13 protein-coding genes are annotated in these 15,349 nt (G+C 34.5%); 5 read left to right on the top strand and 8 right to left on the bottom strand.

What is annotated here, in order from left to right; genetic code table 11:
- Positions 1 to 630: 630 nt before the first annotated feature.
- From BLE01S_RS16250 to BLE01S_RS16230, 4 genes are all read right to left on the bottom strand, one after another.
- Positions 631 to 846 (bottom strand): DUF7695 domain-containing protein, encoded by a 216-nt coding sequence (locus BLE01S_RS16250; RefSeq protein ID WP_066144794.1) that lies wholly within the window; start codon positions 844 to 846, stop codon positions 631 to 633.
- A gap of 731 nt (positions 847 to 1,577) precedes the next feature.
- Positions 1,578 to 3,005, bottom strand: a complete 1,428-nt coding sequence (locus BLE01S_RS16240; protein WP_066144788.1) for a 6-phospho-beta-glucosidase — start codon at positions 3,003 to 3,005, stop codon at positions 1,578 to 1,580.
- Between the two features lie 19 nt (positions 3,006 to 3,024).
- Positions 3,025 to 4,872 carry a glucose PTS transporter subunit IIA gene (locus BLE01S_RS16235; RefSeq protein WP_066144785.1) on the bottom strand — a complete coding sequence of 616 codons (1,848 nt, stop codon included), beginning with the start codon at positions 4,870 to 4,872 and terminating at the stop codon, positions 3,025 to 3,027.
- A gap of 119 nt (positions 4,873 to 4,991) precedes the next feature.
- Entirely contained in the window at positions 4,992 to 5,828 is an 837-nt protein-coding gene (locus tag BLE01S_RS16230; protein WP_066144782.1) for a BglG family transcription antiterminator, read from the bottom strand.
- Positions 5,829 to 6,326: 498 nt separating this feature from the next.
- Here BLE01S_RS16230 and BLE01S_RS20870 point away from each other — a divergent pair, with 498 nt between their 5' ends.
- The 5 genes from BLE01S_RS20870 to BLE01S_RS16215 all read left to right on the top strand — a co-directional run bounded on the left by BLE01S_RS20870 (position 6,327) and on the right by BLE01S_RS16215 (position 9,170).
- A complete protein-coding gene (locus BLE01S_RS20870) occupies positions 6,327 to 6,464 on the top strand; it encodes a hypothetical protein (RefSeq protein ID WP_157419505.1) in 138 nt (45 codons plus the stop codon).
- 95 nt (positions 6,465 to 6,559) lie between these two features.
- Positions 6,560 to 6,976 (top strand): IDEAL domain-containing protein, encoded by a 417-nt coding sequence (locus BLE01S_RS16225; RefSeq protein ID WP_082788784.1) that lies wholly within the window; start codon positions 6,560 to 6,562, stop codon positions 6,974 to 6,976.
- A gap of 23 nt (positions 6,977 to 6,999) precedes the next feature.
- Positions 7,000 to 7,161 (top strand): Fur-regulated basic protein FbpA, encoded by a 162-nt coding sequence (locus BLE01S_RS20525; protein WP_082788783.1) that lies wholly within the window; start codon positions 7,000 to 7,002, stop codon positions 7,159 to 7,161.
- Positions 7,162 to 7,681: 520 nt separating this feature from the next.
- Complete coding sequence (locus BLE01S_RS16220; protein ID WP_066144776.1) at positions 7,682 to 8,218, top strand: sigma-70 family RNA polymerase sigma factor; 537 nt, start codon at positions 7,682 to 7,684, stop codon at positions 8,216 to 8,218.
- Positions 8,199 to 9,170: a DUF4179 domain-containing protein gene (locus BLE01S_RS16215; protein WP_066144773.1), complete on the top strand. Its 972-nt coding sequence runs from the start codon at positions 8,199 to 8,201 to the stop codon at positions 9,168 to 9,170. The genes BLE01S_RS16220 and BLE01S_RS16215 overlap by 20 nt, the downstream gene beginning before the upstream one ends.
- 417 nt (positions 9,171 to 9,587) lie before the next feature.
- Here BLE01S_RS16215 and BLE01S_RS16210 read toward each other — a convergent pair whose 3' ends face one another.
- From BLE01S_RS16210 to BLE01S_RS16195, 4 genes are all read right to left on the bottom strand, one after another.
- Positions 9,588 to 10,205, bottom strand: a complete 618-nt coding sequence (locus tag BLE01S_RS16210; RefSeq protein ID WP_066144769.1) for a Cap15 family cyclic dinucleotide receptor domain-containing protein — start codon at positions 10,203 to 10,205, stop codon at positions 9,588 to 9,590.
- A gap of 10 nt (positions 10,206 to 10,215) precedes the next feature.
- Complete coding sequence (locus BLE01S_RS16205) at positions 10,216 to 11,175, bottom strand: nucleotidyltransferase domain-containing protein (protein WP_066144766.1); 960 nt, start codon at positions 11,173 to 11,175, stop codon at positions 10,216 to 10,218.
- 316 nt (positions 11,176 to 11,491) lie between these two features.
- Positions 11,492 to 12,217, bottom strand: a complete 726-nt coding sequence (locus BLE01S_RS16200; RefSeq protein WP_066144763.1) for a M48 family metallopeptidase — start codon at positions 12,215 to 12,217, stop codon at positions 11,492 to 11,494.
- 12 nt (positions 12,218 to 12,229) lie between these two features.
- Positions 12,230 to 15,325: a type I restriction endonuclease subunit R gene (locus tag BLE01S_RS16195; RefSeq protein ID WP_066144760.1), complete on the bottom strand. Its 3,096-nt coding sequence runs from the start codon at positions 15,323 to 15,325 to the stop codon at positions 12,230 to 12,232.
- Between the last annotated feature and the right edge of the window lie 24 nt (positions 15,326 to 15,349).

The following is a 15,349-nucleotide window of genomic DNA, read 5'->3' as shown; positions in this document are numbered from 1 at the left end:
TCTTCTGTCACTCATAGTTACGGATATTTTTTGTATGTTCAAGTAACTACTTTGCTTTTATTAATCACCTTTCGTGAAGAAGCTCCTTGAAGGTTAGTTTTCGCTTTTTTATTATTTTACTTACCGTTATGGTTTAGTTTTTCCGAAAAGATATTGCATCTGCCGAAGTCATATTTATCGTGCTTTTTATCTTCGAAGTTGTGCTTAAAGAGTCGCGGTAAATTTTTATGCCAAGATTCCCATATATACAATAAGTTTTTTGTTTAACATTGTATATGTCAGCTTTAAGATCGTCAATATAAACTTCTATGCTCCATTGATATTCGACTGCAATTTTATTGATTTTTTTAGTTGCAACTTTTAACCTCAAAAATTTTATTTCGTCTAGCTTTTTTAATATCTTTGGTTTAATGCGAATCTACAAAGGAAAATTCTCCATCAAACCTATTTTCTCGGTAATATTTTTAAATTTTCATCTAGGTTCGGTAATCGCTTCCGTAACACTATTTGACTACCCAATCTTACTGACATATCGATTGCCTGCTTTCATTAAGAAGCCTGCTGTTATAACTGTAATCATAGTTTTCAAAAAAACAAATCCCTTGTTCACTTTCATCTAATAATCTATCTTTAATCCGCTTCATAAACTGAATAACTAAAATCAATAAAATCTTCCAGTCTTGCATTTTTTTCTTGCCTCATCCCCCAGCCATATCGCTGGTAATCCTTCCCGCCATCTATGAATATAGATTCACGTTTACATTTCTTAAAATCATAGGTATGTATTGATTCGATTATATCGTCGCAGATTTTACAACGAACCTTGTTTACTAATACTCTTCTCACTAAATATCAATCCCTTTTTACTTGTGTTAGTTCGGCTATTATTTGGATACTACGACCATATCTGCATACTCTTCATGCCTTATGTCTTTCTTATTTCGCTTACATTTAAAACTAGCACGAACTAGTACTTGGTGTGCTAAATCCCCTTTTTGATTTGGGCATTTTATGATCCATCGTATCACCAAACTGCAGTAATTGCATATATAGCTATCCCGTTCTTTTGCCATCATTTCTCTCTTTGCTTATGAACTTTTTAAGTCAATTGACTAAGTAGGTCGATCATCGGACACCCTGTTTAAAAAGTTTTAGGAAAAAGAAGAAAAAATACAGGTAAATGACCGTTTCATCTTTAATTTAGGATTCAGCCATTTACAATCAAAAAAAACCCACAGATGTTGATATGTCGACATCTGTGGGGGCTTTTTACTCTTAATCTATGGACTTTAATTTCTTCCTCCACGGGCATTTGATCTAGCTTTTCCTTTTTGCTGTTCAATTGGTCGCTCCTAATATCACCTATAACCATAAAATGAGCGGTAAAAATAGAAATGAAGCTATAAGCTAATTAGAAAACTTAAAAGATAAAGCGGCACCATCAGGCACTCTGGATGAGCACAGCTACACCGCCATATGTGCTTTAGAGAAGGCAAGTGGTATGCTATATACGGTTCAGCTTAGTTATTTGAGAGGCAAATAACTAAGCTGTTTTTACATTTAAAGCATTTTTCAAGTTAGATAATATTTGATCCGTTTGTTTTTATTACTTGTTGGTACCATTCGAAAGAATCCTTTTTATAGCGTTTAAGAGTCCCATTACCTTGGTTATCACGGTCTACATAAATAAAGCCATAGCGTTTTTTCATTTCTCCTGTTGTAAATGAAATTGGATCAATGCAGCCCCAAACGGTATAACCAATGACATCCACACCGTCTTCAACGATTGCTGTTTTCATTTGAGCAATGTGCTGTTGTAAATACTCTATCCGTTCTTTGTCATAAACATGGCCATTTTCAAATGTATCAGCGTAGCCAAAACCATTTTCTACAATAAAAATCGGTAATTCATATCGGTTATTTAGCAAATTTAAATAGTAGCGTAAACCAATTGGGTCGATTGACCAGCCCCATTCAGTTGCCTGAACATATGGATTTTCTACAAGTGTATCGTTTCCAAGCAGAACATCGTTTAAGCACTTTGCTTCAGGTCTTACCGAAACCGTATTACTCAAGTAATACGTGATACCAATATAATCAACAGTACCTTCACTCAAAATTTTCAGATCTTCCTCAGTCATATCTAAATGATAGCCTTTATTCTCCCACTCTTTCACAAAGCGTTTTGGATAATGACCACGAACATGAACATCAGTAAAGAATAACTGTTGGTCATCTTCTTTTTGTGCTAATAATATATCTGCTGGATCACTAGTTAATGGATAATTCGGTGTTGCTGCTAACACACAGCCAATTTGAAAGTCAGGATTAATTTTCTTCCCTTCTTTTACGACCCACGCACTTGCAACGAACTGATAATGTACTGCCTGATACATTGTTTCAAGTTTAGTTTCATTGTCAGTGTAGATGATTCCAGAATTTGTCCAGGAGTAAATTGGATTATCCAAAATTCTTTGGTTGTTGATTTCATTGAATGTCAGCCAATACTTCACTTTATCTTTATACCGTTCCATTACTGTGATAGCAAATCGTTTGAAAAAATCTATCAGACGACGGTTTCTCCATCCACCATATTCTTTTACTAAATGATATGGCATTTCAAAATGTGCTAAAGTAATAACAGGTTCAATTCCATAACGTAACAGTTCATCAAACAACTCATCATAAAATTTCAACCCTTCTTCATTTGGTTCAACTTCATCACCATTCGGAAAAATGCGCGTCCAAGCAATGCTCGTACGCAAGCACTTAAATCCCATCTCAGCAAACAATTTCACATCTTCTTTATAATGTCCGTAAAAGTCAATTCCATCGTGGTTAGGATAATATTCACTAGGTAATATTCCATCAGTAATCTTACGCGCTTTATCCTTTGTTCCCGCGGTCATAACATCAGCGATGCTTACGCCCTTTCCGCCTACATTCCATGCTCCTTCAACCTGATGGGCGGCGATCGCGCCACCCCATAAGAAGTTGTCTCTCATTTTTAAAAGCCCCCTTTAATTATTCGCCAATAGAGAATAAAATACTTTTTGGTGTAATATTCCCACTCGTCTCTTTATAGCTAATACGTTCTATACTTTCAGGATCCGTAACAATAACAGGCGTGGTTATTTTATATCCTTCAGCTAAGATTTTCTCTTTATCAAAAGTTAGGATGATTTGACCTTTTTTTACTTCATCACCTGCAGAAACTAATGCCTTAAAGTATTTTCCTTCTAAATTAACCGTGTCTATGCCTACATGAATTAAGCACTCACTTCCGGCGGTTGATCTTAGTCCAATTGCATGTTTTGAAGGGAAAGCAACAACAACCGTTCCATCAAATGGTGCGACTATTTTTCCGTCTTCTGGAATCACGGCTACACCTTTACCTGCAATACCACTTGAAAAAACATCATCTTCAACTTGTTCTAAGGGAATTACTTTACCAGTTACAGGTGAACAAACTAATGTTACGCTAGTTTCAACTCCCTCATGTGCCCCATCGCTTTGTTGATTTTCTGGATAAAAATCCGTCATTTCCTCTTGTTTTACTCCAAAATAATAAGCCAGTACAGCACCGGATATTAAAGCCGTTAAGATACCAGCCAAATATCCTAATGTCGGCGTGTAAACCGGTATTGAGAAAACATTATGAAAAACATAAGCATTCATTGTTACATTTGTAACTCCACAAATTGCCCCACCAACACCACCAGAGATCGCTACAATCGGTAATAGACGTTTATAGCGTAAAATAATCCCGTAAACGATTGGTTCAGTCACGCCAGCAAGAAGTCCTGTAAGCGCAGTGGGGCCAGCTAAAGCTCGCATCTTTGAATGTTTCTTTGCTCTAAGGAAGAATCCAATTGCAATACCAATTTGAGCAAATACTGCCGCTACTGCCATACCTTCAACTGGGTCTCCACCTAAATTAGTGAGATTATCTAAAGTAATTGGCGTAAATCCCCAGTGCAGTCCGAACATTACCATAAATGTCATGCCCCCGCCAAGCACAAAACCAGATACTAATTTACTACTGGCAATTAACCACGTCACACCTGATGCTAATGCGTTCCCCACATCTGTACCAAAAGGTCCAAAGAAAATTGCAGTTAACGGAACCATGATTATCAAGGCAAACATTGGTACTGCGAAAAGTTGAATATCTTTAAATATGATTCTCTTCAAGATTTTATCAACATAAACATAAATAGCCATAGCGATAAAAATTGGGAAAATTGTTGTTGCATAACTAACTGCTTCAAGCGGTATTCCAATAAAATCAGTTTTCCCTAGTTCAATGAGCCCCGTAAACGATGGCTCTAATAGAGCAGCACCAATTGTTCCACCAACATACATATTTCCACCCATTTTTTTAGCAAGGGTAATACCTAAGAATATTGGCAAAAAGTAAAACACAGCATTACTAGCAGCACTTAAAACCGCATAAGTAGAACTAGAATCAGACAATAAATTAAATTGAACTAAAACTGTTAGTAAAGCTTTTATCATACCCGAGCCTGCCATTGCAGGAATGAGAGGCGAGAATGCGCCAGATATGATTTCAAAAATAGAATTAATTGACCACTTTCCTTTTTTCACTCCAGCAGCACCATCCATATGACCCGTCAATTGCTGGATTGTTGCAAAGTAATCCGGGACTGCACTGCCAATTACAATTTGGTATTGTCCGCCGCTATTTACGACTGACAAAACAAAAGGCAATTTTTCAATTTCTTCTTTTTTAGCTTTGTCAGGATTTTTTAGGCTAAACCGCAATCTTGTTGCACAATGAACTAGATTCGTAATATTCTTCTTTCCACCAACTAATTCAATAATTTGATTGGACTCATTTTCATATTTCATAATGAAGTTCCTTCCTTTTTTCAAAATAAAAGGCGTAACCAATAAATCAATAAATATAGCCGCTAACAGCTAATCATTTATCAATCCTTTAGGTTACGCCTGTTTTACCAGTTACGATCCTATTTTTCAGATGCTAATTTATACAAATGTAACGTTAGATACACTACTTCCTCAGTAGAAATCTTCCAATGTTGTTGTTTTTCTAAAAACTCTTTGATTTTAACAGCACAGCTATAGTGGTTTTCATACTGCAATTTCACTACATTTAATAATGTAGAGGTATCCCCTGATACCACTTCATTATTTAATTGACGCTTAATAAAATATCGAATGTGCGTAATAAATCGAGTAAAATAGAATGATTTCTCATTAAATTCAAACCCATAGTGATATTTAATAATGTTCGAAATGCTTTGAATGACTTTCGTGATAAAGATAGTCTCTTCTACTCTGTCATCTTTTCCTAAAGCATTTACAAAGTGCAGTGTTATAAATGCTGCTTCTTGTTCCGGAATTTCAATTCCCGTTTTTTCTTGCATCATTCCAACAGCCTTAAGTGCTATCGAGTATTCTTTAGCATACAACTGTTTAATTTCCCACTCTAAAGCTGAACGGAAACTCATTCCTTCTTTTGCGCGGGTAATAGCAAAACTAATATGATCTGCTAATGCTAATAGGGATGTTTCATTTACTTTATTTCCTATTTCTTTTTCATATAACTGCAATATATCACTTGCTAATTCGAGATCCTTGACATCTATTCGTTTTAAAAGTGATTCGAGTTCAACCATGGAATCTTTGCTTTCTAATACAAACTTTTGACTTATTTTTACGTCTTTAAGAATGTTCCCTTCTTTAATTCCAAACCCGAGGCCCTTTCCCGTCACTATCTCTTCAACATTATTACCATTTTTTACTAAAACGACATTATTGTTAAAAACTTTAACGACTTTCATTTTAAAGTTCCTCTCTTTTAGGCATTTATGCAACACAAAAAGACATAACCTAAAAAAGCGGCACACAAAAAAAAGGAAAATTGTGTTTAAGCTCCTTGGTTACGCCTGAATTATCAGTTACGTTCCGTTAGTTCGAGAATACCAGAATAGGATAGCGCTGTCAAACAATTTTTAATAAAACTTTCAAGCTTTATTTGTAGCAGGAGTTTTCCTTTTCAAGATTTAATAAAGTAGTAAATATTCTTGTCTCCTCTCCAATTACTTTGTATTTTTTCTCATTCCCCTAACCTTCTCCAAATTAAATTGAATATCTAAAATACTTATATGTGCCTGTGTTGCAGTTCCAATACAACTTTATTCAGCAATCCCCCTCACATCTCTTATTGGACAATCTTCTCCAATAATATATAATTGATAGTGATAATCATTATCACTATCAGTTATTTTTACTTATCTTTATTTACATATCAAAAAGGCAAGTAAATGGGAGGTGCAATAATGGAAGTGACAATGATTGAGATATGTGACTGGTGCAAGTATATCAACGAAAAAAATTTTATAGAAAATGATGATGACAGTCATCATACTACCTGTCCTTGTTGTGGCTCAGATATTTTAGAAATCCAAGAGATATAGCGTAAAACAAATAAAAAAGGAGACTTTCAATTGGAGAGCTATAAAAGATCCCTTTCGAATCACAGAAACATTGCATTACATTTAGAGGAGGTAAAATGATGATTCAGCATTTCATTGCAAAAGAAACATTTACACATCAAATCGAATGTTTTTGTCCAGGCAACATACACTCAACTACTTTAACTATTAACAAAATGGACATACTCGAAGTCCGTGAACAAAGCTTCACTTTCCATAATGGATGGTTTGTACAAGCTATAATTAATAATCATGGATGTTTCTATATAGCCCTTGAAGATTTAGATCAATATTTTTATCAAGGAAGGCTTATAACTACCATTGACTTAGAATTGAATTTAAATTATTTGCAACTTCAAATAGATAAGGCTCTTGAGAAAAGGGACGAAGAGCTATTTTTAAAAAGTACAAAGCAATTAAAAGAATCAAATGCACTGAAAATGCAGATTGAGCACTTTATAAATAACGAAGTCGGGAATTATTACTCACAATAATCATATCTGAAGGGTTGATTGAAATGAAAGGTATCTCAGACAGAATGATAGATAATGAAAAGCAGCAAATTATTCGACAATTACTAAACATGGAATTTTATAAATCACCTGATGATCGTCAGCTATATGAGTTAACACTACAAGAATTAAAACATGAATTTAATAAATACGTTGGAAACTTTTAGCTAATTGGAGGAAATTAAATATGTAAAATTGTCTAATTGAAACTAAATGAAATATATCACTTGGAAGAAGCCAAAGACAACATTGTATCTTTGGCTTCTTCCAAGTGGGAAATGTAATGTCTGAAACACGTCAAGTACTTAACATCTACTTTTCGAATGTGCTCTGACATGATTATCACGATTCATAAAATTTAATAGCTTCACTATTTTTTCTGAATAGTCTTCTTCACAAATCCTACCCTCAAAACAATTCGTTCTCCTATCAAAAATTGGCATATCACTATACTCATAATAGAATTCTATAAAAATCATATTCTCGAGAATACAATCAATACAATTTTTAACAGTATCTAAGAAATAACCATTTATATTTCCTATATTAGTTTCTACTATTTTCTTCGCTATTGTATAGTTGAATTGCTCAGTAAGTGCCTTGTCATACTTAAATGGACGTAAATTCTTTAAATTTGAAACTTTTTTCTAATCTATTTGCCTCTAATAAGTGAAAGGAGGTTGCTACATGTCATATTCTATTCAATTAGTCGAGTTAGCTAGGGCAGGTGATAAAGAAGCATTTGAACAATTAGTAAAAATTGAAAGTGAAAAATTGTACAAAATTGCTTACCTGCACATGCACAATAAAGAGGATGCACTCGATGTACTACAAGAAGCTACATATAAAGCGTATATTTCAATCCATCAACTCAAATCTCCGGTTTATTTTAGTACTTGGTTAGTCAAAATATTAATACGAACAGCTTATAAAGAATTGGAACGTAAAAAGAAAACGATTCAATTGCCTGAAGAAACAATTCAATTTCTTTTAGAGTCAAATCAAATCGAAGCCCCGTCTTTTGATTTGTCAGAGGCCCTTTCTGAGCTAAACACTGATTATCGTAATGTAATTACCCTTTTCTATTACTATGATTTACCGATTCGTACCATTGCAACTGTACTAAATAAGCCTCAATCAACTGTGAAAACCTATTTGCGCCGAGCTAAGATGGAATTAAAAAAAATGTTAGGAGATGATTATTATGCAAAAAAACTTATTTAAAGATATTGAAGTACCTAATGAGGAAGTTCTTCTCGCAATTGATAAAGGAATTGAACGTGGAGAAAAAGCCCGGCATAAGAACAATAAGCATAGGGGTGTTTTTAAAAGAACGTCATTCTTCACTTCGGCAGCAGCAGCAATGATAATTGCTTCAGGGTTTATTTTTTCTCCCGTTGCGAACGTTTTAGCGCAAGTTCCGATACTTGGTAGCATCTATGAAAAATATCAAATGCCAATTGGCCAAGAATTAGCCTCAGATCATCTCCTTACAGAAATCAACGAAACGGTTGAGGATCAAGGTGTAAGTATGAGTATTACGTCAATATTTTATGATGGTCAATATATCGGGTTAACATTTAAAGCTATTGGAGAAAATCTAGCCGATTCCATTGGTGGGGAAGTAGCTCCCGAATCTGGCTATGCGTATGAAATGTTTGACCGAAAAGATGAAACAACTTGGTGGGGAGGTTCTATGGGTGCTTTAACAAAACAGGATAATGGATATACAGGTGCAATGATATTGGAAAATCCAAATACGGATTCAGTAGATTCCCTGACACTCCCTATTACATTTACAAACATTGCAGGGGTTCAGGGGGAATGGTCATTTAATCTTTCGGTTGAAAAATTACCTGCAAAGGAAATTCACATTGCGCAATCAGTATCGTCCATGAGTGAAGCATATCGTATCCATTTTGACAAAATAGTCGTGGGGCAAACAAATGCTACCTTATCGTATGAAGTTTTGGATGCAGCTGATATAGAAGGTGAACAACTAGAGCTCAACATCTTAGATAGTAAAGGATTATCTATTTCGACAAATTCAATAACTGATTCAAAAGTAATCTTTGAAATCGATCGTAAAAAAACAGACTTTGTATCAGTAGAACCTATCTATAAAATCGGTACAAAAGAAATAAAATTAGATACGCTAAAAATAGATTTTAAATGACTCAAAAAACCGAACTTTTATAAGTTCGGTTTTTTTACATTTATTTTCTCATCTATAGCTCAGCTTATTAGGAATAACCTGAAATGTATCTATGCGCAAAATAACACTTAAAATAAGCGCAATTTATCTCCTAAAGTGACATGAAACGGAAAATAAGGTTGCATTTTCACAACCATTACCCGCTTCCGACAACAAAATACCACCTTATCTACAACTTTTTTTTCCTCTATTTATGATACGGTTCACCGTAGTGATTTAAGAGGCAAAAAAACAGCATTGGGATGTAAATTCCAATGCTGTTTTTTTAGGATTATTACAAACAAACTACTATTTATATATATATGTGCGATAAAAATGCAGCTAAAGTATTGACCTCATAGCTTTCTGTAAAATTACCTCATCTGCTTAATTTACTTTTTACAAAACCTTTTCTTTATTTTTCTGCCGTGAGTATGCACTAACTATTTCTCCATCCATTTTCCCCTCGCCCACAACAGAAAGATCAAGGTAAATGTCGCCTTTTGTTTTCCTGCTTGTCCAATAAATACCACTTAATTTCTTTGGGTTATCTATTATGAACCTACAAGTTCCATATTGGACTGGATTTTTGTCACTAAACTTACTTTTTGGGTTTGTAATATATGTATAATACAATACATAATAACCATTTTCTTTGACAATCTTACTTGTAATTGTTGAACTTATTGTTTCATCCGATACTAATTGAATATTCAAGTGAAATAAACTTTGCTTAACATTCACTTCTATGGTCTTATTCCCAATTTTCCCTTTATAATTGTACTCTAAAATCCCTTTGTACCGCTTATATAGTTTAGGGGTCTTCTCCAATGGATTTAGTTTCCAAACCCATTTTTCGTACAATATTGAAATTACTATTGTTATAGAAACTGATAAGCCTGTATATCTTGAAAAGTCTTTAAATGAGTTTGGCATTGATATCAATGAACAAATCACAAATATAGCAATAGCGATATAGATAGCAACTTTCAAATATCTTTTAACTGAATCTGACATAGGCCACCTCCTATATATCGTACTCATAAAAGTAATACAAATCATTTATAAACCTTTTGTAGCTTTCGATTTCAGTGGAAGAACTACATAGCGGCTTTATTCCGTTTGCTTCTTTGTAATCGGGTATCATACCAACATTTCTATGAAGGTAATTTGTTATCTCACCAAAGGCATAACGGTAAGTTGAATATTTTGTAAAAATCTCGTTTGGTAAATTCCATAATAAAGATTCCAATCCAAAAGAACTTATAATGTCTGCGGATTCATAGCCTTCGTCTTTCATGATGTATCTCATCTTTTTAACAATCCTGACCATCTTCTTGTAGTAAGTTCTAGTTTGATTGTTTTTTTCTCTTCCATTTCTAATGTGTTGTTCTGGATAATTGATTATTGTTTGTCCTTCATCGGAACGTATGAGAATTCCACCAATATAGTTATCAGGGTTTGACGAATAGTCATTACTGTAGTCTCTATGTCTCATACATGGAACACCATCAGCATCTACACGATATGTATTTCCATGAATCTTTATTGACTTATTTTTACGTTCTACATCGCTACCAAATTTTTCTCTTAAAGCAATTTCAACTTCATCCTTAAACGTCTGCACATTATCATTGGAACTACTAAAACCATACGTGCTATCACTTGTTGTCGGTCGATACTTAGTTCTAAAAGTTGACTCTAACACTACAGCAATATCTACATCACTTTCAGTTCTTACATTGGTATTATTTGCATAAGAGCCTTGAACAAATAATTTAACCTTTCTATTTCTTGCTGCATTCCTCATTTCTATCGAATAGGAATAAGTATCAAGATACATTTTTTCAATATTTTTACCTTCATCACTAAATCCAATATTCTTTAAAGCATCTCTGACCATCCCAATAGCGTTTTTGCATTTTTGATCCTCGGTATCACTCAATGGTGCCGCAAATGATTTCAGCCTATCCTCTGTAAATTTCATTCTTATCTTATCCTCCGTTTTTATAGATTAATAGTTTCAATACCTTGCAAATGTAATGAAAAAGGCAGTCCAAATAATCTTGAACCGCCACCTGTTGTTTTATCCTGTTGTGTTCATCACTAAGTAGTTCGCTTTGTTGATACTATAATACCTGCACTTACCCCATTTGTCAAATACTATATATAACATTACGGCAGCGATTGCAGGTTGTCAAACCAATAAAATAAGAACCGAAATAACCAGTACTATTCAATCTGCTTATAAGCAATTTACGTCTCCTTTGAGGAACCGTCTTTTGATATTCGAGTTTTCATCTTTATAAATCCTTTACAACTTCTTCATCCAATATTGCCTTTCTCTTCTCCCAATCCGGCATTAAAGAATAAAGCATGTTATAAAAACTTTCACCATGGTCATTGTACTTAAAGTGGATCAACTCATGTAGAATGACATAATCAATGCAATGCTTTGGTGCTTTTATTAAGTTAAAGTTCAACAAAATGGTATTGGTATCTAGCAATGCTGAACCCCAACGTGCCTTCATTATCCTTATATCAATAATTGGCTTCTCGACTCCATACTTTTCAACTAATGGGTAAATTTTATTCAATGATTCTTGGAATGTAGTTTGGGCTTTATTTCGATACCATTCTTCCATCAGCTTTGCTTTACGCCTTACATTGTCTACATCTTTCACGTACATATAAATAAACCCTCTGAAGTATTTAACTTCTTCTACATCCTCTGCTTCTTGGACACGTAGTCGATATTGTTTGCCTAAATACTTGTACGACTCACCACTGACATATTCCCGTTCACTTTGCTTATAAGGTTGCACACTTTCAAAGTTTTTTACATGCTTTGTGATCCATGCTCCTTTTTTTCGCACGAAATCATAAATGAAGTTTATAGGAACATTATTTGCAGCTGAAACTTCTATCGTCGTATCAGGCTTGATATTAAGGTTTACATTCTTTACTTTCTTTCTTTCTATCGTAAATTCAATGATTTTATTGCCATATTGAATCTGATGTATCTCCATGTTGTTCACACCTTAATAACGCCTTAAAGCAACAGTTTTAATTTGCTCAATGATTTTATCTATCGTATCGAAATCTAATTCTATATGGTATTTCTTTGAGAATTCATATAACAAATCATCTAACTCTTGGGCGATACGATTATGGATTTCCAAGTTATCATGCCAGTCTACTTTCTGATGTTCTTTTACCACATCATCCATTTTTAAAGCTAAATCACCTAGATTGTATTCAGCCTTAGGATCTTTTCCTCTCATTATGTCTTGCGTTACTCCATAAAAAGCCTGAGCATTTCGGTTATCCCTAATCACATCAGGAAAATCATCATTGGATTGACCTTTACGATAATCCGCCATGATGTCTTGCATACGGTTTAAATATTCCGCTTCGGATATACGCTTATCCTTGTATTCCTGGAGAGCTTCCTGTATTCGTTCAGAAAACTTCTTGTAAAAAGCAGGGTTTTCATCCCATTTTGTGCTTACACTCTTTGACAAACGTGTACGAATCGCATCTGCTTTTGCACGTTTTGATCCTAGGCGGTCCATTTCCTCTTCAAATGCCTTTTCATTTAAAATATCAACAGGATTTGTAATGCGAATAACTTCTTCTGCCGAAATATAGTTATCCATCAATTTCTGCATCTTTGCTTCGTATTCTTTGTGATCTATGCTGTCAGAATAACGTAATTTCACACTTTTACGAAGTTCTTGATAAAACTTTAAATCCTTCTTGTATTTCTGTAACTCCTCTGGTGGCATTGCATTATATATCTTTTCAGATTCTAATGCAATGCCAAGATTGCGACCGAACTTGCTCAATATATCATAAAACTCATTGCGTCTTTCCTCGTCTTCAAGCCATACTTCATATTCTTCTGTATCCTGCTTATTTTTAATTGACGAAAAGATTTGTAATAAATCTGAATGGTATTGACGTAATAGCCCAATTACACTAATTACATCATGTATTGCACCTTCCAGATCTTTTGGATCAAAGTTTTCCAACCCTGCACCCGAGTACATTTGCATTGCTTCATCAAGTTTTTCTAATAGCCCACGATAATCCACGATAAAACCATAGTCTTTTCCTTCATAAAGCCGGTTCACTCTGGCAATAGCCTGAAGTAGGGTATGCTCTTTCATTGGTTTATCTACATATAAGATGGTCGCTCTAGGTGCGTCGAATCCAGTAAGCAACTTATCAACTACGATTAGTAAATCAATTTCATCTCCATAAATAAATTCATCCTTAATACCATCTTCATAGGCTTCAGGTGTACCGTAACGATTCATCATTCGCTTCCAAAAATGCTGTACTTTGTCCTTGGATTCTTCGTCTACTGCTTCATGTCCTTCTCTCTGGTCTGGTGGAGAAACAACTACAGCACAATTCAGATCACCAAGTTCTTCAAATGCTTCCAAATACCGAATGGCCTCTATCTTACTATTTGTTGCAAGCATTGCTTTGAATTGACTACCTTGAGTCTTGTAATTATCAAAAAAGTGTTGGTTAATATCAAAAGCAACCATACTTATTCTTTGGTTAGACGATGCAATTCGTTCAAATAAACTCCATTTTTTCATCACTTCATTTTTTTGTTCGTCATTTAGATGACGGGTAATCATTTCAAGTCGATTGTCAATGGCCTTCTGATTTACAGTTTGGTCAACCATTTTACCTTCATATAAAAGGGGAACAATCGTCTTATCCCTTACACCATCAGCAATTGTATAAGCATGAATTAGTTTACCGAACTTAACCATAGTACTTTTTTCTTTTTTCATTAAGGGTGTTCCAGTAAACCCAAGATAACATGCGTTCGGAAATACCTTTTTCATTTTGATATGAAGTTCACCATATTGCGTACGATGACTTTCATCTACTAAGACAAAGATATCTCTGGTTTCGACTGGTTTTTGCTTAACAGATGCTGTATCAAATTTATGAACTAAAGTTGTTACGATATCTGCATTGTTGTCATTAATTAAATCTATCAAATGGCTACCTGTCGTTGCTCTACTTGCTTTTAACCTCGTATGATTGAATGTCTTGTGTATTTGTTTATCTAATTCTACTCTGTCTGTTACGACAACTACTTTAGGGTGGTAATCGCCTAACTCAGACATAATGTATTTAGCAAGCATCACCATTGTTAAACTCTTTCCTGACCCTTGTGTATGCCAGATTACACCCGACTGACGATTACCGTTTTCGTCACGCTCTTCAATTGTTTTTAAAATCTCCTTTATCGCAAAATACTGCTGATAACGAGTGACTTTCTTTTGATCCTTGTCAAAAAGTGTGAAGAAACGAGTGAGTTCTAGTAATCTTTCAGGGTAGAACAAGGAGATTATATTTTTATCCTGCATAGTCGGCAAACGGTCTATAACTGTTTTATCTAACCAAGACTGTAGCCAATCTTCCTTTTCTTCCTTCCAAATCGACCAGAACTTTTTCGGTGTATAAGTTGTTGCGTATTTTGTTTCATTCTTATTAGTAGACATAACAATCTGTACAAACTTAAATAACTGTGGAGCATAGTCTTTTCCTTGATTACGAACCATTTGACTTATGCCCTGTTCCATAGAAATAGATGCTTTTTTACACTCAATTACGACAAATGGAATCCCATTTACAAACAATGCAATATCAGGGCGAATCGTTCCTCGCCCATCCATCCGTTCCACTGAAAATTCCTCTACTACATGGAATTCATTATTCTCAAAGTTTTCCCAGTCAATATATTGAATGGTAAAAGACTTTTTTGATCCATCTGGTAGAAACTCAGTATAGGTCCGACCTAACATAAGTGTTTCATAGATTTTCTCATTTGTTTTAACAAGTCCATCTGTGAGTGGTTCATCCAAATCACGAATTGCTTGCTGAATATTTGCATCACTAAATTTATGTTTAATACCTTGATATTCGTAAGAGTTAAAATCTTTTAATCTTCTTTCTAAAATGGACTTTAACAACACTTCATACAGATTCCCACGTAATGCCTCTGCCTTTTCGGGAGTTATTTTGGTATAACCTAATTCCTGTAATACGTCTAAGGCGGGCTGTTGACTGATATACCTTTCATCATAACTATTTGATTTAATCACTTCCACACCTCCGTTTCAAACATT

It is taken from the genome of Lederbergia lenta NBRC 16444 (assembly GCF_001591545.1).
Taxonomy (GTDB): domain Bacteria; phylum Bacillota; class Bacilli; order Bacillales; family Bacillaceae_C; genus Lederbergia; species Lederbergia lenta.
This window is presented reverse-complemented; position numbering and strand designations above follow the sequence as displayed.

Excerpts from the sequence above, each read along its gene's own strand:
- BLE01S_RS16240 (WP_066144788.1), bottom strand. The coding sequence starts at position 3,005 with ATGAGAGACAACTTCTTATGGGGTGGCGCGATCGCCGCCCATCAGGTT.
- BLE01S_RS16235 (WP_066144785.1), bottom strand. The coding sequence starts at position 4,872 with ATGAAATATGAAAATGAGTCCAATCAAATTATTGAATTAGTTGGTGGA.
- BLE01S_RS16230 (WP_066144782.1), bottom strand. The coding sequence starts at position 5,828 with ATGAAAGTCGTTAAAGTTTTTAACAATAATGTCGTTTTAGTAAAAAAT.
- BLE01S_RS20870 (WP_157419505.1), top strand. The coding sequence starts at position 6,327 with ATGGAAGTGACAATGATTGAGATATGTGACTGGTGCAAGTATATCAAC.
- BLE01S_RS16225 (WP_082788784.1), top strand. The coding sequence starts at position 6,560 with ATGATGATTCAGCATTTCATTGCAAAAGAAACATTTACACATCAAATC.
- BLE01S_RS20525 (WP_082788783.1), top strand. The coding sequence starts at position 7,000 with ATGAAAGGTATCTCAGACAGAATGATAGATAATGAAAAGCAGCAAATT.
- BLE01S_RS16220 (WP_066144776.1), top strand. The coding sequence starts at position 7,682 with ATGTCATATTCTATTCAATTAGTCGAGTTAGCTAGGGCAGGTGATAAA.
- BLE01S_RS16215 (WP_066144773.1), top strand. The coding sequence starts at position 8,199 with ATGCAAAAAAACTTATTTAAAGATATTGAAGTACCTAATGAGGAAGTT.
- BLE01S_RS16210 (WP_066144769.1), bottom strand. The coding sequence starts at position 10,205 with ATGTCAGATTCAGTTAAAAGATATTTGAAAGTTGCTATCTATATCGCT.
- BLE01S_RS16205 (WP_066144766.1), bottom strand. The coding sequence starts at position 11,175 with ATGAAATTTACAGAGGATAGGCTGAAATCATTTGCGGCACCATTGAGT.
- BLE01S_RS16200 (WP_066144763.1), bottom strand. The coding sequence starts at position 12,217 with ATGGAGATACATCAGATTCAATATGGCAATAAAATCATTGAATTTACG.